Below are 21,060 nucleotides of genomic sequence, written 5' to 3'. Positions count from 1 at the left end.
TTTACCTCCCAAGGCTTTTTCTTAATGTGCCATTATTTTGAAAGTCCCGCTGAATCTTAGTTAACGCATCCTGTGAACCTTGTTTTGCTCCCATTTCTGCCGCCTGCTGAATAGCCTCTTGCAAAGCCTGATCACCATTTCCTGTTAAATGAAAGGTTTGTTGAATGATAATATTTGGTGTTTGCTGCTGTGTATCTAAACCAAGCACCCTTACGCCCAAAGAACCATCACGACCACGGGTTAAAGGCATAATTGCTTCAGGGCCAGCTTCTCCCATCAATCCCATTTTAGGTGCACCACCCTTTGCAAACGGAAATAATGTCGGTGATTTCACGATAGTGTTACTATATGCACTTAACCCCGGTGAATTGTATGTACCACCTTTGGCATTTGGTGTGGCCTTAAATCCCATAGCATCACCAAATGAAGTTCCCGAAAAACCAGCTTTAAGTGCATTAAAGATCATCATCTGAAAAATCATTTTTGTAATTTCTTTCACAATAGATTGTGCAAAATCTGCAAAATTTAATTTTCCAGTGGCTACGAAATTAGCTAGCATTCCTGACATATCACTTAATGCGTTATTACTGATAGAGCGCATCTGGTCATAGATACTTCCGGCTGATTCACCAAAATCCTGCATTCCTCTTATCATTCCGGCGCTGGCGTTTCTATTCATTGCTAATTTATCTCGCGAAGACTGCCTGACAATATCTAATTGCCTTTGTTCTTCTTGAGATAAAAAGAGCGTTTGATCTGCATAAAGTTGAGTGGTTTTATCAGAAACTTCTTTATCTAGCTGATAACGACGCTGACGAAACTCATCTCTTACTCGTTGCTCTTCAAGCATTAGATCATACGCTGATTGACTCATTGTTATTTGCAACATCTGATTTGTTGCATCTTGACGAATTCTTGAGGTTTTTTGCATTACCTCGAAATTTTGGTCATCAAATTTATTCCTTAATTCTTTGTATTTTAGTTCCTTTTCTAACGATGCATTTTTTACTAACTGTGTTCGAATTTCATCTGAGTGAGATTGAATACTCTTTTGTCTAGCATTTAAATGCTGCCCTTGCAGCCCAATTAACTCTTGTTCAAAAGATGCTAACTTACGTTCCGAAGCTGTTAGGCCTTCGGTTTCCTCCAGTTGAGCACGTAACGCAGCACCTTGTTGTAAAAGCTGATTTATCCGTTGCTTACCTTCGTCTATGGCTGTGCTTTTACCAGATTTTACAGGTGTGGAAAATAACTTATCCAATCCTTTCAAAGCTTGCTGGTATTCAGTTGCTGAAATGGTTCCCTTATCGAGCATTTCTTTAAACTGATTTTGCCGATCAGTTCGTACTTTTTGCTGATCAATTCCAGCGTTAAATGCCGCATTAAAGTTACTCTGAAGCTTTACGTTTTCCGTTAATTGCTTCTGTTGTTCTAATAATTGCTGTGTTCTTTCTTCTTGCTCTTTTTTTAATCTATCTGCTAATAAACTTTTAGTCGCAATATACATTCCCATGAATGGATCTTTACCACCCATATCAATATTGCGCACAGTCATTTGCAGCCCTGCATAAGCTACATTAAGGTCTTTTATTCTCTTTTCATGCTCAGCGGCGAAAGTACTGGATTTGGTGTTATATTCAATTTCGGCAATAGCCGCAGCAAGCATAGCTGCATTGGCCGCTTCTCTTTTTTTTCCTTCTCGCTCAAGTCTAGCAACTCGCTCTATTGCTTGATTATCAATCTCCCTACCAGCATCAATTATCCGTTGCATTCCTTCAACAGGCTGTGCACCTAATGCAACTAAACCAGAAATGAACTGATCAACATTTCCACCTGACTTTTCGAGTTGCGTCCCTACCTCAGCAATTTGGTGCAATAAATCACCAGAAAAACCCGCTGAAGCAGCGGCAGTAACTGACTTATAGGCATCTGCGGTACCGCCTAGTTCATTGGCAAGGTTGCGCAGATCATAAGCCGTTGTTGTTAACCCTAACCCACCTTTTTGCAATGCAGCATTAAAGGCTTTCTGGCGTTCTTCGGCCTGCTGGTACTGCGAATAGAGATAAGTGAAAGCTCCCGCTGATGCCATAATTCCAATGCCAACAGCGCCCCCCATCATCCCCCATGCGCTTTTAAACAAACTTGCACTATTAGCCGCAGCGCGTTGTGAGAACGTCAGTTCCTTGCTGGCTTCGGATAATTGATTGGTTGCCGTGGTAAGGTTTTTCTTGCCATCAATCTCACTTTTATTTGCTGAAATAACCTCAATGGATGCGCTTTGCATCCGTTTTTTGGCTTCAGCCTCAGCAATATTAGCTTCTCGGATAATTCGCGCATTCTTGGCATGTTCTTCTGCATAACTGACAGAAATACCGTGTTGTTTATTAACTTCGACTTGACGTTCTAAATATTCATCGAGTGAGAAAGCTTGCTCCCGCCTAGCAATAGCTTCATCTCGCATTTTTGCGGCAAGATTGATTTTTTCTTGAGCACTTTTTCTATCGGCTTGCGCACCTTCAATCTGTGCACGCGATAAATTCATGGCCTCACGAGCAGCCTCTTGCGCGACACGTTGTTGCTCTGCTAAAGAAAACTTAACGTTGTTCACATTTTCTAAAGAGCGTTCAAGCGCAGGAATGAAACCGCCAATTAAACTACTGGTAGCCACATTAGAGCCAGCGGAAACATTGGTTAATGCCGTACGTAGTTGAGCAAACCCCATTTGAGAATGGCGCGCTAGCTGACCAGAAGCGGATAGATCCGCCCCTGCTTTTCGTGCATTAGCCGAAACTTCCAATAATTTAGTGGCTGTCTGCCCTGCATCTTTAGAGGCAGCTTGTGCAAACTTTTTCGATTCTTTACTGGCAGAATCATAGGCATCAAACACTTGGGATTTAAAAGAGGCTGCGTTGAGGTGTAACGCAACCGCTAAACTTGCAACGTCAGCCATTTATCGCCCTCATAACATCATGACACTGCGATTCAATATCAGTGCGAACACTCGCTATTGATGCAGTAGTTTGTTGGTTTTCGGTGGTATTTTCTTGCTCAGGCATAAAAAATGCCTGCCAATGAGTGATAATATTGGCAGGCAATTGAGCAATTTTTCTCGGGTCAGGCTCACCCCATCGGTCAGCCAATTGGAAAATAAACTTAAGATAGGGTGAGTTGGTTAGTTTTTTTGCGCTTCCTCTACGGACCCATAACTAAATTTTTGCACGAATGACATTGCTGATAACAGGGTCGGTGTGTCGTGTGCCTGAATAAGCTCATCCGCTGTGGGTAGCTCATCACTCGAAAGAGGCTGTCCATCTTTATCACAAATGGCCTTTAAGATAAGTTTGGCACCCGCTTTACTCGCATCAGAACTGAATCCCGTTTTCTGAGCTTCTTGTAAATCATGCTCATACTCATCAAGTTCAGCGATAGTCAAACGACGAATAAAAACCGTTACCCCTAAAATAGGATGTTCTTCAACATGTGGGGATGCTTTCAACAGTGAGGCTTTCAATGACATTATTTTGTTCCTCCTGACGCTACCACACCCCAAGTCAGGTTGTTTTGCTTACCTTTGACTGAGATCTGGATAACTTCACTTGCTGGCGCACTAATGTCTGCCATTTCCCAACCTGATAATGCTAAGATCATTGTCGCGGTACGTTTATTTGGAAGTTCAATGAAGAACTGCACCGTTTCACTCGCCTGTGCCGCATTCAAAAAAGCCGCAAAATCTGCATTTTCAGGATCATCGATAAATCCCAGTGTTTTTTCAGGTCCTTCTGGCATATCAGAAATAAACTGCTTATTTTTATCCTTTAGCGTGGTGCAATCCACAAAGCTACCCGTTAGACCTGTGGCACCAATGGCTTTACAGTTTTCTAGCGGCTTCAAAGCAGTTGGTAAATCACCCACTTTACCCCATTTAACGATGGTCCCTGCGGGAAGCATGGCGTATTCTGGCGAAGATTTATCAGCCATATTTTTTACTCCAAATAAATGAATTAACGATATTTTTCGATGCTGGCGCGTATTTCAGCGGCTAGCGTGTTTAAAATAAATTGGCGGTTATAGTCCAATGCTGGACGGATGAAGGGATTAGGGATTTGTTTTACGGTGCCAAACTCTTGTGCTTTGGCTTTCATTGCGTGAGCTTTGCTTGGCCCTACACGAACGGTCATGACAGAGAACGTTTTTTGGTCTTTCATGCGGCTCGTTGTGCGGATCTTGATACTGTCGCGCATGTGCTCTGATTCGCTGGTTGCATCATAGCCTGCGTGTTGTTTCATATCCTCCAGCACAGGTGCCATCGCTTCACGTCCAGCTTGCCGTAGCACTTTTGTTGTTATGTCCTCCCCTAAACGGTTTAACTCATACTCCAATTCTTTAAGGCCTTTTATCTCAACAGTTACCCTCATTCAGCCCCCTCTGGATAAGTGATAATAAAATCACGCATCACACGCCAAATAACCCGTTTATCCGTCTGCTCTTCTCGGTTCTGCATGAAATTACCTCGCTGAACTGTTTGAACGGGATAACGACCAATATGGCCATGGGTGATGTTTTCCCAAGCATTGAGCACTACTTTTTCAAGCTTTAATGCTTTTGAATAGTCATTAGGGATCTGAAAGGTAATTTGAAATCGCGCTTGAACAAGAGATGTTTTAGCTAGGCCAGTTATCATTTTAGGGTCACTTATTTTCTGATAAGTCACCCCCTCAAGCACATTTGAAGGTAGCGCGACAGGGTAAGCATTCAATCCCGTTAGTCGCTCTAAGTCTGCCTTGATATCAGTTTCTATCATGTCGACTGTCGACCTCCGCTGTAATAATTAAACGGTCTGGCTGGTTTCTATCTAATGCGCGTACCGTGAAATTGCGCTTTTGATAAGCAATTATCCATCCCTCATCAATATCGCTGCGAGTCCGAATGGTGAAATGGTAGGTTTCAATAACTTGTTGCTGATCTGCAGTTCGAATTTTGCGATTAGACATCGCCTCCACTTTGGCCCATACGTCAGTGACTTTTACTAACTCTGTTTTAGGCTCACCAAAATCGTTCCTGACTTCTTCTGGGCGTGATAACGCAATACGTTTATTAAGTTCACCGGCTAACATTACTTAGCCCTCATGGGTGATATTCGATAATCGCTTAACAACTCGTAAAAACCTTGAGGGATTTTTTTTAGTTCCCTCGTGTCATACCAAAAACCAACCGCCAGCATCAATGCCAGCTTAATGACTGGCGTTATTGTTATGCCATTTGGATCATTATCGGGAACGCTGTCATTATGTAACGCTCTATTTAAATAATTAGCTGCTTTTTCTTTAGCGGCTGATAAATAACCCAATAAAATGGCATCTTCATCTTCGGTATCAATACGGCATTGCAGACGTAGCTCCTCTATAGTTGGCAAAGACATTATTCCTCCGTTATATATTATTAAAGTGATGCGACTATCTTCGCATCTAAGAGGTATAAAAAAGGCGGCAACTAAGCCGCCATGGATAACATTGTAATTATTTAGCTGCTGGCGCTTTCAGCAGCTTCACAGCATTGCTATCCGTCATCATTGAACCAACACGCTTAGTGGTATAGAAATGCACAAATGGCTTGTTGGTGTACGGGTCACGCAACATGCGGACGCCAATACGGTCAAGAATGGTGTAACAACGCTTAAAGTTACCAAATGCAACAGGTGCTGAGTCTGCAACAACATCAGAAAACTGCTCATTTTCTGCGATGCCATAACCCAGTAATGCGGAAGGTTGACCTAATTGCAAGCCCGGTTGCCACAAGTAATTACCCTGAGAATCTTTCAGCGTACGAACTTGGAACAAGGTATTGTTGTTCATCATGAACTTAGAGCCCAAGCGGTAAGCTTTACGCATGGTGTAAATCAGTTTCATGATTTCATCAGCGGTAATTTCTGTCGGTTTTTTCAGTAACAGATGCTGCAATTTGCCCCAATCGCGATCTTTATCAGCTTGTTCGTCACTGCCATAGACTAATAGGCCTTTTGGCTTTTTGATACCATCACCATGAGTGAAAGCCGCCTCTTCTTGCTCAGCAAATTCAATCGTCAGCTCACCCGTAATGAATTGCTCAACATTAAAGAACGCATCATCAAGCATGGTTTGTGTTGCTGCGGGATTTCCGTAAATTTCCCCCCACACTGGCTCAATAGAGGCAAGTTTTGAGGTTGTAGTTTCAGGGCGTTTATCCACCTCACCAACCCAACCACTATTTGTACCACCTTGATTCACCAAGCGTTTAAAGTGAGGCGTACCCACTGTAATAACATTACACTCCTGACGCATAACCACTTCATCGCGCAGAGCAGTAATGATGCTGCGATCTAATTCTTCTGGCACTGCGAAGCCACCGTCTGGATCAGAGCCCGTTTGCATAGCCTTACGCTCTAAATCAGCAAGACCATCTTCTTTCCCTTTACGAACAAACTGTTCAAAGGCGGCTTTGTGTTCAGTCACCTCTTTTGTCGCGCTTACACTACCATCAGGGCGCTTAATTTCAGCCAGTTCAGCTTCTAAGCTAGTTTTTAATTCATCCAGCTCCGATAACTTGCCGTTTAACGTGTCAACTTGGCCCGCAAGTTTACTTTTTTCTGCTTCAATCGCATCGATGCGCTTGTCATTTTTTTGGGTGAACTCTTCGAATTTACCTTTAAGTTCCTGCGCAACTTCACTAACGTCTTTATGATCTACAGCCATAATAGTACCTTTATTTATCAAAAATGGATTTCAATGTGTTGATAGCCTCTTGCTCAGCATCACGCAGAGAAAGTGCATCGTAGCCTTTAGCCATAAAGGCCTTAGCTTGTGTTCGCGAAAGCCCAACATCGCGCAGGACTCGCTCAATACTTTTTTGTGTGGGTAATTCGCCTCGAGCAAATGCCGACTTCACATCACTGACTCTGGCTTCATCATTTGAGGGAAATGTCACTAAACTGACCTCCCACAAATCGATTTCCTTCAATAGAAAGGCATCTTTATTGCGGTCATACTCCCAATCTTTGAGGATGTATCCAATAGAAAGGCCGGATAGTGATCCGGCCTTCATGTGTGCATGCGCGCGCTTAGATAAGGGGTCGTCATCAATGAGTAATCGCCCTTTGACATAGAGCCCCGTGCTGTCTTCCCGCATTTCGGTATAAATACCAATCGGCTCAGACATTTTGTGCTGCCAAAGCATGGCGGGTAATGACTCTTTTTCTTTCCACTGATTCAGTGAGTTAAGAAAAGCACCCGGCATCACAATATCCGCATAACTATCTTTCACGCCGAAAACTGAGCCATAGCCTTCAAACTCTCCCGAGTCGGTGACTGACTTAATTTTTAGTGGTACATCAAGCCGTTGTTTTGTCATTATCGACATGCGTTTCCCCCTCCTGTTTTGAGGATTCTGGCTTTGTGGTCATGTTCATTGGTGTAAGGTAAATATCACCACCCTCACGTGGGTTTAGCTCTTCCAATTCACGACACTCATTTGGCGAATAAATCCCCCAGTTGATACCCGTTGCATAAGATTCAAATCGCGACTTCATATCACCACGTAGCAGTGCGCCTGTATTAAATTTGGCATAAAAAACACCCTGCTTACTTGATTTAACAAGCCCAGCATTAATGCGCTGTTCGATACGTGTAAGATAAGGAACTAAAGAGTAATTGATAAACCCGATCCCAAGGTTTTCAATATTATTGAACGTGGCCCTATCCGTATTTTGGACCATATGAAGCGGTACACGGAAGATACGACAGATTTCTTCAAGCTGAAATTTTCTCGTTTCAAGAAATTGTGCATCTTCAGCAGACAAGCTAATTTGCTGCCACTTCAATCCCATTTCTAGGATCATAGGTTTATGAGCATTAACTAATCCCTGATGTCTGCCCGCAAAATCTTCCCTTAACCGTTCATAAGCATCATCCTTTAAATATTGGTCTGTTTGTAAAACACCACTGGTTACAGCACCATTACCAAACAATCTCGCGCCATGCTCTTCAGTCGCCAAGCCAAGGCCAACAGCTTGTTTTGCATAAGCGATAGGACTGAGTCCGGTTAATCCATCTAGTGTGAAAATGCGTACATGCCAAATTTCAGACTGTGTTAATGTTTCACTCTTACCATTTGGAAATGCGACGTTATATTCTGGCTCCCAATTACTGTTTAATTTTGGGGTAACTGAACCGGGGTTAAGAGGGAGTAATTCAACCACTTCGCCTAGCGCGTAGACCTTGTAAGCATAAAAATTACCCCGTAAACACAAGCAAGCGATCAGCAACTCCCAAAACTCTTGAGATGTCATATAGTTATTGGGTTTTACTGATATTAGCTTATGGACTCTTTCTCGTATTGCCCGCTGATTTCCTTTTTCTAGCTGCTCATATAAGGAACACGGCAACATCCCAACAGATTCCGCTAAAACTCGAACACAACTAAATACCGCGGTTAATTGCATCGCTAACTGCGGACTTACCCGTCTACCTGAATAGGTATCATAAGAAAGCCCAATTAACTCGCTGAGTTCATGTGAAGTCATCCCCTCATTCGATTTCCGAAATAGACCAGGAAAAAACATAATTACTCCTTATCATCTTTCGGTTGGCTCATGGATTTTGAAACCAGATATGACCAAAACAAACATAGTCCACCCGCTGTTATATACCCCGCCGCGGGGTAAACTTGCCAAGCACCAAACGACAATAAACAGGCACCAGCAATCCCAACCAATAAGGCTGTAATTGTTAAAAATTTCATTGAGTTTCCTTAGAGGGATCTTAAACCTCTTGACGATAAAACAGATGAGAGCGTTTCTTCCTGTTCGTTCAGCATAGCCCGACCAACAGCCATAATAAGTGCTACAGCCCCGTCAATTTTATTTTCATTTTGCTCTTTTATAGGCCTAACGACATCATCGTTACCCGGTAAATATTTACCCACCACATTCCCCATACACCATGTCATAATGGGGTTGCCGTCATGATGAAAACGCCCTGAAGCAATCGCGGCTTCAAGTTCTTTCATTGGATCAGACATATTCGTGTAGTTTTGAACAATGGTGATAGGGTTTAATCCCTCATCAGCCAGTTGGTGAGATAAGTTTGTTGCGCCGTGAGGGTCGATCGGGCTTTCTTCAATCGGGTTATTCAAGTTATCTGCCTTGGCATCTTCTAAAATAACGCGATAATCAATTTCGGCACCGTCTGTTAACTTCAGATGCTTAGTTTCAACCCACTTTCTAAAGCGTTCTGCAGTTCGTTGATTCTCAATATCTGAGCTAAAAACAGCATCATAAGGCACATAAAAGCTCGGAGAAATGCAGTAATAGTGCCGCTTGCCGTCAATTTCACGAGTAAACAGTTTAACCCGTGAGTTCATATCCAACTTTCTGGCCAAGTCGAGCGATTGAACACAAGATTGCCCTTCAAACATTTCTAATGTCAGGGTTTTATCTTCACATTCGCGCCAGCTCAACATATTGAAATACGCTGAGCGTGCTGAAACCCAGATATTTAAATGCTTTGTTTTGAAGATGCTGGCAAGTCGAGGGTTATTTTTTGCTCTGTTTTGCTGACTAATTAAAAACTCACTGTAGACTGAAACCCCCATATTCGGGTTGGCTTTCTTCAGCGTGTTAGGATCTGTCCAATCGTCGCCATCATCTACGGTATAAATGACACCAAACAATTCATCATTCGGTACCGTACCATTCAACATTTCAATCACTTCGCGGCGCTTATCGTAACAAGGCCCCTCAATGTTATAACCTGCTGTAGTGATAGCCCACATCAACGGCTGTCGCCTTGCCCCCATCCCCGTTAACATCGTTGTATAGAGCGAATCCGTATCATGTTCGTGATACTCATCGACAATAGCGCAATGTGGCGATTGACCATCCCCCGGATCACCTATGAGCGGCTCAAACCTCGCACCATCTTCAGGACGGTTCATGTTCTTGGCGTTCACTTCAATACCAAATGCTTCTGTGAGTAACGGTGTTCGCTTGCACATCAATTTTGCAGGCCTGAACACTTCCCACGCTTGCTTTTCGGTTGTTGCACCTGAATAAACCTCAGCACCAAATTCGTTATCACACGTAAAACAGTATAATGCGACACCTGCAGAAATAGCCGATTTCCCATTTTTACGGGGGATCTCAGTATAAACCTCACGGAAACGCCTGAGTTTTGTGCCCTTTTGCACCCAGCCAAACGCACAACAAACAATAAAAAGTTGCCACGGTTCGAGTGTAATAGGCATGCGCTTAAACGCCCACTCTCCCTTTGTGTGGGGTAATAACTGAATGAATTTAGCGGCTTGTTCTGCCAAGTCTTTATCAAATCGATAGCGGAATTTACGCCCTTTCTCTTGGGCCATATCATCAATGTGTCGTTGGCAAGCATCAATGACATACTGACACGCTACAACCTTGCCGCGAACCACATCACGCGCATATTGATTTGCCGCATTGACGTTTGGGTAAGATTTACGGCTCATGATGAAATAATCCTCATAAAGGGGTTATCTTGTTTCTTTTGCCCTGCCATGCCAATTAACCGCTGGCGACTGCTCGGATCTAAACCCAACATTGCGCCAGTACGATCCATTTCGCTTTCCTGCTCTTTTTTTGTCGTTAAGTCAGGGTTTTTTATTGGGCCACCCGTCGCACCTATTAAGCGAGTTCCATCTCGCATGATGGCAATAACTGCATTGCGCCAAATATGGTAAGCAACACACCAGCGCTCAAGCACAGCAAGGTCGGTAATGCATAAAATACCCTGTCCGCAGAGTTCTTTTATCGTCAGATCCCACATAACAATGGCTAGCTCTAATTCGTTCTCAGTGAACCAATCAGGTGGTGCCACACCTTTTAGTGGCGTGAATACTGGTTCATCTTTATTTAATGCACGTTTCCCCGGATTGCCGGCCAATTCTTTTCTGGCCGTAGGCTTCGGGCGACGACCAGATTTGCCCGGAGTGCCAGCCATAATAGAACCTCCAATAAAGCATTAATAATCATCAATGCCCGGTAAATAGATTTGTGCTTCAGAAACAATTCGCTCTCTTGCTGCAAGTAACAACTGCTTACGCCCACCAGATCCCCAATTAGCCATCGCTCTCGCACAACCACTTACATTTTTAGTTTCAGTGTTAATGATATAATCCAATTTATTCAATCTCGATAACACATCGAGGCCTTTACGAGCGGCATCACGGAAAGTGTTATAAACCAAAATTTCAAATTCGGGTTTTAGCCAAGCGGCATATCGAATAACAACAAGCTCTAAAGCCCAAGTACCTTGATTTAATCCGCCTTTTATTACTTTGACCGATGCACTTTTTGTTGCATCGCTCAAAGCTTGAACAAATCGTTTCACTTGGCGGCTTTTTAGAAAGACACCAGGCCGCTGTGATTCTGTTGCTTTTCCGTCAGCAACTGCCGCGGCATGCAAATCATTGAGGTTATAACGCCCCTCACTATCAACTCTAACTGATACTCCATTGATACTTACTTTGAGGTGATTCATGGTGTGGATCCTTATAGAAAATCGAACCTGTTCACACAGAAATACCGCCCACAGAAACACCATTACGGGATTTCTCAGGCTCGACTTTCTGTAAGGCTCTGTGGTTTTTAATTTGTGCGCTGTGAATGCGCAGATACAAAAAGCCCCGCAATTGCGAGGCCAGTGATTTTCGATACATAAATTAGGCTAAACAGTCAGCCAGTTTTAATTTCATTTTTCGCGGTTATAAAAATTCACTTGAAGCGGCAGTCCTAGAGGGCGAGAGGGGTAGAGATTTTACCCGCCCCTCCCCATAGATGATAATTATTATCACTAATATAAATATTCATATATAACAGCTACTTGCGTAATCTCTCTGTTGCTGTCTTCCTTTTATGGCAAGGCCAGCAGAGTGATTGCAAGTTACCATCATCATCAGTACCACCATGTGCTTTAGGTATGATGTGGTCGACAGTCTTGGCTTCTACAGCCCGAGGTAAGCAGTTTTGACAAAGATATTTATCACGCTGAAGGATTCGAGGTCGTATCTTATCCCACTTAGAACCGTAACCTCGCTCATGTCGGCTCTTGCCGGGCTGGTGGCTCTCCCACCCTGTACTCATATGTTCTTGGCAGTAACCACTACGGTCAGTCGTTGTCTTGGTACATCCGCGCTTTCGGCAAGCACGAGGGATACGTGGCGGCATCGGTAACTCCTACAGTCGCTTGTTGTGGTGCGGCATTCAGCAATCTATCAACCATCATCTGCTGCTCTTTGATATCAGAATCAATAGTTGCTCTTTGCTTTTCCACTTCAGGTGGTAACTCTTTATCACCAAACATTGTGATAGCCGTCTTTATTAAATGAAGAGCAATGAGTTTGAGCACCTCATTGAATCCCTTAGATTCACTGTTGCAAACCGATTGTCTTGGCTGTGAGTTGCTCATAATTGCCATCCAGACTTAGCTGATTGAATATCGGCATGAACTCGCTCTAGGGAAGCTGCAAATGCTCTATCTGAATCAGCTATGGTCTGTTGTATTGATGTCATAGATGATTGCAATAGGCTAAATTTAGTTTCCAACCCTTTGATTCTACGCTGTTCGTCTGTTTCTGTTTTAGTTGTAGCCGTTAAAAATCCGTCTTCAGCGCCCTCCTTTGCTGCCTGTCGCATAGCACTATCTATTGCTATGCCTTTTATCTTTAAGCTCGGAATGGGTGCCGGTGTTATATAAGAGCTATCAATAAATACCTGACCATTTGTAATAAAGAACTTATCAGCGCTAAATCCAACACTTGCTGGCTGCTTCAGTCCCGTGCTAATCATCAGCCCTTCAATACGTTTTAATTGTGCTTCCAGCTTATCTAAGTCAGTGCTATCAACTGATATCTTTATAGATAGGGTGGCTATTTCTTTTTTATCTGACATGTCTGTCTCCATAAATGAAAAAGCCACCAGTGATTAGCTGATGGCTATGGATATTTTATTTAAGTATACTCACATCGCTTCACAATAAATTTCTTTACTTACTTTTTTCAAATCAATTAAGGGTATCAAAATGCAAAGAAAAATAATTGTTGCCGCACTCGTAGCGTTCGTTGCTCCAGTGATTGCAAATGCTTCATGCGACAGTGTTGTTGAAGAGATTACACAAAAGATTATTAATAATGGTGTGCCTGAAGAGGGTTTTACCATTACTGTCGTTTCCAATGAAGAAGCTGCATCACAGCAAGGTACTGTTGTTGGTAACTGTTCAAATGAAACACAGCAAATTATTTATACAAAAAAATAATTGCTGCTATGCAGAGGGCTTTATTCAAAGCCCTCTCACTTTTTATTCGAGTTGTAGAACGCCGTGTTCGATTGAATCTGAATAAGCCACTAGACCTTCATAAACAACATTATCACCATCAAAGGCTTTGCCCACTTCAATAGTGTAAGACAGTTACCCTTCCTCCCGCGCTAACTCATGAAGAGACTTGATTTTTTCTGGTATTAATACGATTTTGCTCATCAATAAATACTCCGATTTGGATTAAGCAATAAGTAGTGATAATATCCTGCCGCTGGTTAAGGATGACTGGTCCTACAACAATAATGATAAAGATGCATTTCCATTAGATATGCCCTTCTATAGAGGGGCTTTTTTTATTTGCATACGCGTTTTTCAATATTCTTTTCCGTATTTCGTAACAATTTATACCTAGATTATTTAACCTATGTTGGTACCATTCGCACACCCATTTGACATTTGGGTATTCATAAACAAAAAATTGGTTCTATTAATCGAATATTTCGCCCCGCGCCAACGAGGGGCTTTTTTTATTCTTTCGGAATGCTTTTATCCAACTCTTCACGGAATTGAGATGGTTTATCGAAGCCTTGTGTTGCCATGTTATTTCTCCATTAAAAAGCCCCGCAATTGCTAGGCTGACATATTTAGTTAAGATTTTTTACACTTATTCATCAGTCAATGTATTAATCTTAAAAATAGACATATATAACAATAAACCTACTAGGCAGTGTATATAGTTAGCCCATATTCCACTAGGCGGTGGTATGGGCTATTTTTTTACCCTTTTCCCTTCAATTTTCCGTGCTGCTTTCCTACATAATAAAACCACCAATAACTAGTTGATAGCTATTAATATTTAACTTATGTACAACTAGTTGCAATTAACCAAGTAAAGAGTGCTAATTATGAATGAATATCACATGACAGGGATTGTAATTGAATTTATGTTAATCATGTGCACATACTATTGCTTCAAAGATATAAAAGAAGCATCCCCATCGGGAGCAGCATTTAGAACGCTAATTGGTGTCGTTCTTTTTCTTGCCTCAGCATATGGTGCAATGCTACTTTTTATTACTCTTATTATTTGACCTCAATAACTCATGTTGTTTTATTGTCTAAAATATCCACTTATAGAGATAAATCAGACCTTCAATTACTCCCCATCCAAGCGCTGCGCATACGAAACCAAGTAAAAGGAATGCTCCTGATCCAGGTAAGCTATTAAACATAATTACCACCTTGTTATTTACTATGCCTAGCCGCTTCAATCTCTCTAATGGCTTTTTTATCTAAATTACATTGCTCGATAACTGTTAGTAGCGACTCATTTATCAATAGAGAGTCACCCCAAGGAAATGTCTCAGGGATGTATTCAGGTAAACAATCATTGAGTAGATGAGCTGGAATGGACACTGATGGCGTTTGAACGTATTCTATTCGCGTGTTTGTGCAACTCGACAGTAGCATTACGAGGAGCATCAATAGCAGCACACTTATCATCCACAATAACGGTTTTGATAATGGTTTTAACCGTTTTAGAAGCCACTGCCGCCGCGTCACGTTCCCTAAGGTTATTTCGTGAGATTTCATTAAACGTTACCGAAAGTTCTAAAACGGTGGATAATATGAATTGACTTGTAGCCGCTTCATTTTCTAATCGCTCAATATCTTTTTTTACCAAAATATTGCTGTCATAAAGCGTTACAGCCCACCAGCTCACAGCAAATAGCGCTAAAAATAACCAGAATGAATTATCTATTTTCATAAATTCACCTGCTTACCTCGGTAGTGATCTAGGGCTTTTTGACATCGTTTTTCTAAACTTACCTTGTCAATACCGCAGGTATCATCTCTGAGTACATATACTCCAGTTGCCAAGTAGATAGGGAATCCGATAATGAAAGCGGATATGCATAAGCGAACTCGCCAAGGCATACGGCTTTTTCTACTTCTCGTCTTGTCATTAACCCTTTCCATTTGACGCCCCCAGCATATATCCAGCGTTTAAGTTCATTACATGCGCCAGCTTGGTCACCAGCGTTAAGCTTTTTAAGTAGCGTAGAACGTGAGAATGCCCCTGTTCCGACGTTATAAGTGAAAGAGTAAAGTGCAGCCCTTGTGTAATCAGGGATATTAACCTTAATTAAAGGGTTCACAGCCTTAGCGACAATTGCCAAGTCTTTTTCTAACAGCGCATAACACTCGGCTTTTGTATAGGTTTTTGTGGGGATAATGTCGGGGCCCGTGTGCCCATAACATACAGTAAGAACTCCCACTACATCACGGTAAGGCTTGGACTCATACCCTTCAAACTCTGCAATCATCGCAACAGTTAAGGTCACCAGCCCACCAGCTGCAGCGGCCATTTTTATTTTATTTGGTATTTTTGCCACTGTTAGCCTCTCTTAATTTGAATTCTTTCCGTTTGTAGTACCAATTCACTAAGAAGGTAGCGACAGTACAAATAATCCCGATGAGCACCGCCCATTGGTCTAAAGATAACGCCCCTGCCGCAGTGGTTATTACTCCTAATGCATAAGAAAAGGGGCTTGAGTATTTTTCGTGCATACGCATATCCACCCCCTGCGGAGTGTTCCAATGTTTAGTTAATAGAAAGCCACCAGTAATAGCAGCTAAATTTAGATTCATGAATTTAATCAGTATTTGAGATAAGTTAGAGGTTCAGCCCTATGTGACTTACCGAAGGGATGGCTGATTAACTTCGGAGTGAGGATTTTATGTCTAAATTTATTGTTAATGGCGTTTATGATTTATCTCATGCTTATGTAGTAGACCCAATTCCCAATGTTAAATATTTGGTAAATGTAAGCTTAAACGTCAATGGTATGAATGCAATGATTGGTATTGATGCTGTTTCTAACGATTTAAAAAATAAAACAATAGATGAAATTGGAAGATTAGCCTATCAGCAATTTTTAGCTAGCACGAGATGTGACTAATAGTCTTAGTTCGTTCATTGCCACTGCGTTGGTTTCTTGTATGTAGTTAACAGCTTGATTGGCACTTTCAAGCTGTTTTTCTAATGCTGTTACTCGTTCATCTAAACTACGATCCGCTTTTACCTTAGAAATACGGGTAATTCGTGCTTTTTTGATATTTCGACTCATAACTACCTCTCTTAAATAGAAAAAGGCCACGCAATGCGCAGCCCTTGATTGATTCTCACCTACTGAATTAATACCTTCTGTTATATGCCTTCTGGTCTATTATTGCTCTCTGGCTATCCTTAACACTGTTTAATGTGCTATCAGCATAAGGGTCATCTTTAGGTCTTTCCTTGCTAAAATCTTGCTCAGAAGATACGCACGCAGAAAGCATTACCGCAAAAACGATTATCAATAGCCTCATTTAATACCTCACATTAATATTTGTGTAAGATTTTAGACTAATTGAGGGCGGTAAGTTCAGTTCCCCAATTAAACATTATTGAAACGATAAGACAGTTATAGGTATTGTGGAGGGATGCACTAAGAGTATATGGTGTTCAGGTTCCCCAAGGCGTGTACGCTTCTATCCTGATAAGTACAGATACCCCATGCGAGTTAACCAATCAGCCTTGCCATTCTCCACAATGAAAATCCTACTTACTTTAAAATCACTATGCGCAAGATAGATGCCGATAAATAGAGTTTCCATTGTGTAAATCGAGTTGCTTTTGTATATTTACCTTAAGTAACGTTAGTGATATAAATTAATCTGCAAACATTTAGAGAGCTTTTTTTCTGGTTTTTCCCAATGGTATGTATACCGCCACCTCTTGCTGTAGGTGGTTTTTTTTACTTGCTGAGCGTGGGTGATATACAATAACTATTCCACAGTTTGTCAATTTGCGATTTATCAAAAACTTCCCCAACGCCATCTATCGCTGGTATTGATATATTAATTTCCCCATCAGGCTTTATATATACTTTAACCACAAAGCGCTTAAATTCAACTTCACTGACAAAGTCATAGTGTCGTGATACATAGCCACAAACATAACCAACCTCTCCACCATTATGAGATATTTTATTGAAGTGGTATTCCATGTCTTTAAAAGACTCTAATTTAGGGCTATTCAAATATCCAAGCACAGTGCGCTTTGTTCTTTCAATAACACTCACATCATCTTTATAGGAAAGAGTTAGCCCTAGCACAAAGCCAGCACCTAGTAAAAATAACGCAATAATAAAATTAAATATTTTACTCATAACAAAAACAGTCTCTTAAATAGAAAACCCGCCATTACTGGCGGGTCTACACCGTAATCCTAATTTACCTAGTATGGGACGCCACGATTAAGTGAAATACGGTGTATCTCCTATATCGGGATGATATTTATTCTTTTCAAGTACCCGCATTATATCCCAAAACCTACTTGAAATTTTACCATCAATATCTATATTTTACTTGCTGGTTGTATTTATGTTTAACAAACAAAGTGAGGCAATTAAATGAAGAAAACACTGTTTGCTACTGCAATTGCAATGTCTTTGATATCTGCATCAGCTTTCGCTGCAACAGATGCAAAACCTGTATCTAAATGGACGTGCGAAGATTTTTTAGCAATCGATGATGCATTTTATCCAACAGCAATTGGTGCTGCTGAGATTATCACCCAGAAAGGTAAGGTAGAAGACCCTACTTTAGATATTAGTGGTATCGAAACATCCACTCCGTTAATCGTTGAAGCTTGCGAAAAAGCTCCCAAAGAATCATTTATTCAAAAAGTCGAAGCTCATTTGAAAAAAATGTAATCTAAAGACCCCATCTGCTTAGGTGGGGTTTTCTTTTATTATGCATAACTACACATGTAACTCTGACAGGTGGGAACAGCAAGTCTTATGTTTATTTTGGGTATAAAAAAACTCCGCTTCGCGAGGCTTCCAATTTTTGTAAGGTTATACCCTACTTCTTCTCGTGAATATTAATAATAACCTTAGCATTTTCTATTACCTCATCCAGCGAGCTTTCAAATCTAGATAAATTATCATCAATATTTGTGTGATAAGCAGTGCTATGTTTTAGTTCGTTTGTAATACAAATTATATTTACTAAGCTACTTTCAAATGCCTCATGATTTCCAGATGAATCAAGCATAAGCTGTATTTTATTCCAGTAGTGATGAACTAGCTTATCCACACCTCTCGCTTCTTCTAACTTATATCGCTCATTTTCAGTATCGCCACATAGCTTCATTTCTTTGGCATGCTTAATTAAGTTAACTAAAAGGGTTATATTTGTAATGAAATCAGCCACCGAAACCCTGAATAAATTTACAAGATCTTTATTTACTGAAAGTTCATGCTGATATTTGGCTAATTGAAAATTTTTTCTTATAGCATACCAAGCGATAAATGAAGGGATCATAGCCGCGATAATTGAGCTAACAACTGTTTCCCAAGGAAAAGAAGTGCTCACAATAACAGTAGGAATTTTGTCTACAGCCACCGTGGTTATGCCATTAACTGACTCTACTATTTCCTTAGCATCCAATGAGTAAGGTATTCCTTTCCATTCCATTCAAAAACTCCATTACATAACCAATTCTAATAAGACATGCCACTATATTACATGAGACGCCACACCGACGAAACTCAATGCTACATTGTATGTAACTTCAATCACATTTATAAAATCAATTTTAGATTAAAAATATTTATCATTTATTATAGTAACTTTATATTCAATAAGGACCGTCGTTATGACAGAAAGACTTATTCAATACGCCTATTATGACCCTAACTGGTCTCATAGCCATCAAGCAATTTCATTATTAGACAGAACTCAGCGAAAAACCCCTGAAGACTATGAGCATGAAATGAGAGGTCATTTATTCTGCCCTTCTTGCTACACGCCTATATCTATTCGCCCAATCAATACTGAAGTGACCTCAAATGGAAGAAGAAGAGCCTTTTTCCACCTCCCTAGTCATAGTGAAACATATTGCCCACTAAGGAGTATAAGTGCTCCTGGTCGGCGATATGAAAGTGAAACTGAAGCTCAACAAGCAATACAGAATCATCAATTAGCAGTAATTAGTGGATTTATGAATGATGAGCCTGAAAATCAAGATATTGAGAATCCTGAATATACTGGCCCAAATGAAAATATTGATGGGCCTGTAATTCAAGCTCCAATAGGAAGACACAGAGGGGAGAATTATGCTCTTCCAAGTCAAATTAGTACTGTAGCAGGATTATGTAGAAACTTTGACGAGAATTATTATAAATACATATACATAGCTAATAGCGGTCAAGTTATACCTAAATTATTCAGAGATCTACTTATCGATGTTAATGATATTGAAGGTGAAATTACTACCCCAACGTTTTACTGGGGAAAAATTTTAAGGATCGATAGATTTTCAAACACTGCACATATATATTTCAGAGTAAACACTCAAAACTCAATTAGTGATGTTCGTATAAAAGTTAAACTGGACGGGCTTGATAGAAAAAACATCACCACTGAACAACTGGGTCGAATTGTTATTTTCTATGGACCAATGAAAGAAGTCGGTTCTGGTTACTGGTCAGATGATGTTAAATGGGGTGAATATGCTTTATTGCCAGAGCGGTATGAATATCTTCTAAGTACCCCATGAGATAGCTTTGAAACCTCATTTCGTTAGTGAGGTTTCATTCTATAAGTTCGGTTACAACGTATTCACTCTTATCACAATAGCATCGAATTTGCGTAGCGCACTAATACTTTTTTACTATCTATCACTTTTACTTTATTAATAACATCAGAATCCATTTCTAGGGCTACACCCAACATAGCCAGACAGCCATCAACAAAGCCCTCAGCGACTTGCATCATTTGCCGAATTCGCCCTTCGCTCATTTTCCATTCCTTGGCAATACTGCGCTTAGATACACCGTAAAGGTAATGCAATACTATCAAATTTAATTCTTCTTCTTTTCGAACTTGTCTCAGCTTAGCTATAACACTGTCGATGGTTATTCCATCGTCATCGCTGCATGATTCCCTTGACGGCTCTTTATTTACGATTAAACCTTTAAAACCTGCTGCAATATGAGAATAATCAACCCCCGGATTATCACTCGCCCAACCAGCCCATTTTTGTAAAACTAACTGAATATCTCTCATGCAAAAAGTCTCCTGCGTTCCGCATAACGCATTAACCGAAAACACCCAGACCAATAGACCGATCTAGAAATCGAAACAACAAAACCAACTGGCTTCCATGCTCGCGCTCCCACCCATTTGGATCTTTATGCAACTCGCTGTGGTGAATACGACACAATGGAATAGTGAACAAATCATGGGCCTTAGTGCCCATTCCACTCTGACCATGGCCTATTAGATGATGTGCATCATGCGCGATAGAGTTACAGACACAACATGGCTGTGATTTTACCCACTGCAGGTATTTATCATTAGTCCAGCGCTGCAGCTTCGGCTTTAACATCAAGCTAGCTGGTGGCTCGGGATCTACAGTTAATTTTAATACCTGTTTTATTTCTTCAACATCATTAAACTCGTCGCTGAGGAATGATGAAGAAAGAGAGATAGGCCCTATTGATTTATCGCTTAGTGAATTCGGTACTGGGATAATGAGCATGCGACCATTAAAATTTGATAGCTCGCTCACTCCTGGTCTAAATATCACAGCACCAAGCTCAGGAACGGGAATTGGAGTTAATATCCATGATTTGCTCATTTCGATATCATTTCATTCCAAATTGTTATTGCTGATGGCTTATCATTT

The 21,060-nt window shown here is 41.0% G+C and carries 31 protein-coding genes; 4 read left to right on the top strand and 27 right to left on the bottom strand.

Annotated features, from left to right (window positions below; genetic code table 11):
* Window position 1: 1 nt before the first annotated feature.
* From PSE72_RS00445 to PSE72_RS00360, 18 genes are all read right to left on the bottom strand, one after another.
* Window positions 2–2,950 (bottom strand): phage tail tape measure protein, encoded by a 2,949-nt coding sequence (locus PSE72_RS00445; protein WP_196723621.1) that lies wholly within the window; start codon window positions 2,948–2,950, stop codon window positions 2–4.
* Complete coding sequence (locus PSE72_RS00440; protein ID WP_272657097.1) at window positions 2,943–3,140, bottom strand: hypothetical protein; 198 nt, start codon at window positions 3,138–3,140, stop codon at window positions 2,943–2,945. The genes PSE72_RS00445 and PSE72_RS00440 overlap by 8 nt, the downstream gene beginning before the upstream one ends.
* Window positions 3,141–3,172: 32 nt before the next feature.
* Window positions 3,173–3,517 carry a phage tail protein gene (locus tag PSE72_RS00435; protein ID WP_196723622.1) on the bottom strand — a complete coding sequence of 115 codons (345 nt, stop codon included), beginning with the start codon at window positions 3,515–3,517 and terminating at the stop codon, window positions 3,173–3,175.
* The gene (locus PSE72_RS00430; RefSeq protein ID WP_272690857.1) at window positions 3,517–3,978 is read right to left on the bottom strand and encodes a phage tail protein; all 462 of its coding nucleotides are present in this window, start codon (window positions 3,976–3,978) and stop codon (window positions 3,517–3,519) included. The genes PSE72_RS00435 and PSE72_RS00430 overlap by 1 nt, the downstream gene beginning before the upstream one ends.
* A 23-nt stretch (window positions 3,979–4,001) precedes the next feature.
* The gene (locus PSE72_RS00425; protein ID WP_196723624.1) at window positions 4,002–4,415 is read right to left on the bottom strand and encodes an HK97-gp10 family putative phage morphogenesis protein; all 414 of its coding nucleotides are present in this window, start codon (window positions 4,413–4,415) and stop codon (window positions 4,002–4,004) included.
* Complete coding sequence (locus PSE72_RS00420) at window positions 4,412–4,801, bottom strand: hypothetical protein (protein ID WP_187710567.1); 390 nt, start codon at window positions 4,799–4,801, stop codon at window positions 4,412–4,414. The genes PSE72_RS00425 and PSE72_RS00420 overlap by 4 nt, the downstream gene beginning before the upstream one ends.
* Complete coding sequence (locus tag PSE72_RS00415) at window positions 4,788–5,114, bottom strand: phage head closure protein (RefSeq protein WP_238562737.1); 327 nt, start codon at window positions 5,112–5,114, stop codon at window positions 4,788–4,790. Before PSE72_RS00415 ends, PSE72_RS00420 begins: the two co-directional genes overlap by 14 nt.
* Complete coding sequence (locus PSE72_RS00410) at window positions 5,114–5,419, bottom strand: head-tail connector protein (RefSeq protein ID WP_196723626.1); 306 nt, start codon at window positions 5,417–5,419, stop codon at window positions 5,114–5,116. Before PSE72_RS00410 ends, PSE72_RS00415 begins: the two co-directional genes overlap by 1 nt.
* A 97-nt stretch (window positions 5,420–5,516) precedes the next feature.
* On the bottom strand, window positions 5,517–6,728 hold the full coding sequence (locus PSE72_RS00405; protein ID WP_272690856.1) for a phage major capsid protein: 1,212 nt from the start codon (window positions 6,726–6,728) through the stop codon (window positions 5,517–5,519).
* Window positions 6,729–6,738: 10 nt separating this feature from the next.
* Entirely contained in the window at window positions 6,739–7,386 is a 648-nt protein-coding gene (locus tag PSE72_RS00400) for an HK97 family phage prohead protease (RefSeq protein ID WP_196723644.1), read from the bottom strand.
* On the bottom strand, window positions 7,364–8,593 hold the full coding sequence (locus PSE72_RS00395; protein WP_196723628.1) for a phage portal protein: 1,230 nt from the start codon (window positions 8,591–8,593) through the stop codon (window positions 7,364–7,366). Before PSE72_RS00395 ends, PSE72_RS00400 begins: the two co-directional genes overlap by 23 nt.
* Before the next feature lie 2 nt (window positions 8,594–8,595).
* Window positions 8,596–8,772 (bottom strand): ABC transporter ATP-binding protein, encoded by a 177-nt coding sequence (locus tag PSE72_RS00390; RefSeq protein ID WP_162598872.1) that lies wholly within the window; start codon window positions 8,770–8,772, stop codon window positions 8,596–8,598.
* A 9-nt stretch (window positions 8,773–8,781) separates the two neighbouring features.
* Window positions 8,782–10,512 carry a terminase large subunit gene (locus PSE72_RS00385; protein WP_272571722.1) on the bottom strand — a complete coding sequence of 577 codons (1,731 nt, stop codon included), beginning with the start codon at window positions 10,510–10,512 and terminating at the stop codon, window positions 8,782–8,784.
* A complete protein-coding gene (locus PSE72_RS00380; protein ID WP_004911637.1) occupies window positions 10,509–11,003 on the bottom strand; it encodes a phage terminase small subunit P27 family in 495 nt (164 codons plus the stop codon). The genes PSE72_RS00385 and PSE72_RS00380 overlap by 4 nt, the downstream gene beginning before the upstream one ends.
* A 21-nt stretch (window positions 11,004–11,024) precedes the next feature.
* Complete coding sequence (locus tag PSE72_RS00375; RefSeq protein ID WP_272690855.1) at window positions 11,025–11,543, bottom strand: KilA-N domain-containing protein; 519 nt, start codon at window positions 11,541–11,543, stop codon at window positions 11,025–11,027.
* A 338-nt stretch (window positions 11,544–11,881) separates the two neighbouring features.
* Window positions 11,882–12,229: an HNH endonuclease gene (locus PSE72_RS00370; RefSeq protein ID WP_109913118.1), complete on the bottom strand. Its 348-nt coding sequence runs from the start codon at window positions 12,227–12,229 to the stop codon at window positions 11,882–11,884.
* Window positions 12,171–12,470: a hypothetical protein gene (locus PSE72_RS00365; protein WP_238562740.1), complete on the bottom strand. Its 300-nt coding sequence runs from the start codon at window positions 12,468–12,470 to the stop codon at window positions 12,171–12,173. Before PSE72_RS00365 ends, PSE72_RS00370 begins: the two co-directional genes overlap by 59 nt.
* Window positions 12,467–12,952 carry a hypothetical protein gene (locus PSE72_RS00360; RefSeq protein ID WP_164560852.1) on the bottom strand — a complete coding sequence of 162 codons (486 nt, stop codon included), beginning with the start codon at window positions 12,950–12,952 and terminating at the stop codon, window positions 12,467–12,469. Before PSE72_RS00360 ends, PSE72_RS00365 begins: the two co-directional genes overlap by 4 nt.
* A 130-nt stretch (window positions 12,953–13,082) precedes the next feature.
* Here PSE72_RS00360 and PSE72_RS00355 point away from each other — a divergent pair, with 130 nt between their 5' ends.
* Window positions 13,083–13,316 carry a DUF1161 domain-containing protein gene (locus PSE72_RS00355; protein WP_109913318.1) on the top strand — a complete coding sequence of 78 codons (234 nt, stop codon included), beginning with the start codon at window positions 13,083–13,085 and terminating at the stop codon, window positions 13,314–13,316.
* 1,248 nt (window positions 13,317–14,564) lie between these two features.
* Here PSE72_RS00355 and lysC read toward each other — a convergent pair.
* The 4 genes from lysC to PSE72_RS00340 are packed head-to-tail and all read right to left on the bottom strand — an operon-like array spanning window position 14,565 to window position 15,896.
* Complete coding sequence (lysC, locus tag PSE72_RS19890) at window positions 14,565–14,789, bottom strand: Rz1-like lysis system protein LysC (RefSeq protein WP_442958879.1); 225 nt, start codon at window positions 14,787–14,789, stop codon at window positions 14,565–14,567.
* Entirely contained in the window at window positions 14,707–15,087 is a 381-nt protein-coding gene (locus PSE72_RS00350) for a hypothetical protein (protein ID WP_272690854.1), read from the bottom strand. The genes lysC and PSE72_RS00350 overlap by 83 nt, the downstream gene beginning before the upstream one ends.
* A gap of 58 nt (window positions 15,088–15,145) precedes the next feature.
* On the bottom strand, window positions 15,146–15,715 hold the full coding sequence (locus PSE72_RS00345; RefSeq protein ID WP_272518522.1) for a lysozyme: 570 nt from the start codon (window positions 15,713–15,715) through the stop codon (window positions 15,146–15,148).
* On the bottom strand, window positions 15,696–15,896 hold the full coding sequence (locus PSE72_RS00340; protein ID WP_109913315.1) for a phage holin family protein: 201 nt from the start codon (window positions 15,894–15,896) through the stop codon (window positions 15,696–15,698). Before PSE72_RS00340 ends, PSE72_RS00345 begins: the two co-directional genes overlap by 20 nt.
* A 164-nt stretch (window positions 15,897–16,060) precedes the next feature.
* Here PSE72_RS00340 and PSE72_RS00335 point away from each other — a divergent pair, with 164 nt between their 5' ends.
* A complete protein-coding gene (locus tag PSE72_RS00335) occupies window positions 16,061–16,282 on the top strand; it encodes a hypothetical protein (protein ID WP_109913314.1) in 222 nt (73 codons plus the stop codon).
* Here the strand turns inward: PSE72_RS00335 and PSE72_RS00330 are convergent.
* A complete protein-coding gene (locus tag PSE72_RS00330; RefSeq protein WP_117162340.1) occupies window positions 16,259–16,450 on the bottom strand; it encodes a hypothetical protein in 192 nt (63 codons plus the stop codon). The genes PSE72_RS00335 and PSE72_RS00330 overlap by 24 nt on opposite strands.
* Before the next feature lie 669 nt (window positions 16,451–17,119).
* Entirely contained in the window at window positions 17,120–17,533 is a 414-nt protein-coding gene (locus PSE72_RS00325) for a hypothetical protein (protein ID WP_117162341.1), read from the bottom strand.
* 243 nt (window positions 17,534–17,776) lie between these two features.
* Between PSE72_RS00325 and hdeA the strand changes: the two genes are divergently transcribed.
* The gene (hdeA, locus tag PSE72_RS00320; protein ID WP_006662224.1) at window positions 17,777–18,079 is read left to right on the top strand and encodes an acid-activated periplasmic chaperone HdeA; all 303 of its coding nucleotides are present in this window, start codon (window positions 17,777–17,779) and stop codon (window positions 18,077–18,079) included.
* Window positions 18,080–18,230: 151 nt separating this feature from the next.
* Here hdeA and PSE72_RS00315 read toward each other — a convergent pair whose 3' ends face one another.
* On the bottom strand, window positions 18,231–18,845 hold the full coding sequence (locus tag PSE72_RS00315) for a hypothetical protein (protein WP_213942580.1): 615 nt from the start codon (window positions 18,843–18,845) through the stop codon (window positions 18,231–18,233).
* A gap of 181 nt (window positions 18,846–19,026) precedes the next feature.
* Between PSE72_RS00315 and PSE72_RS00310 the strand changes: the two genes are divergently transcribed.
* Complete coding sequence (locus tag PSE72_RS00310; protein WP_272663090.1) at window positions 19,027–19,929, top strand: hypothetical protein; 903 nt, start codon at window positions 19,027–19,029, stop codon at window positions 19,927–19,929.
* A 71-nt stretch (window positions 19,930–20,000) separates the two neighbouring features.
* On the opposite strand, the gene PSE72_RS00305 is transcribed toward PSE72_RS00310, so the two are convergent.
* Window positions 20,001–20,438, bottom strand: a complete 438-nt coding sequence (locus PSE72_RS00305; RefSeq protein WP_004911675.1) for an antiterminator Q family protein — start codon at window positions 20,436–20,438, stop codon at window positions 20,001–20,003.
* Window positions 20,439–20,469: 31 nt separating this feature from the next.
* Window positions 20,470–21,012 (bottom strand): DUF968 domain-containing protein, encoded by a 543-nt coding sequence (locus PSE72_RS19885; protein WP_213942583.1) that lies wholly within the window; start codon window positions 21,010–21,012, stop codon window positions 20,470–20,472.
* Window positions 21,013–21,060: the final 48 nt, after the last annotated feature.

The organism is Providencia sp. PROV116, assembly GCF_028482485.1.
Lineage (GTDB): Bacteria > Pseudomonadota > Gammaproteobacteria > Enterobacterales > Enterobacteriaceae > Providencia > Providencia rettgeri.
Note: the sequence above shows the minus strand (reverse complement) of the source record. Positions and strands in the feature narration are given on the sequence as shown.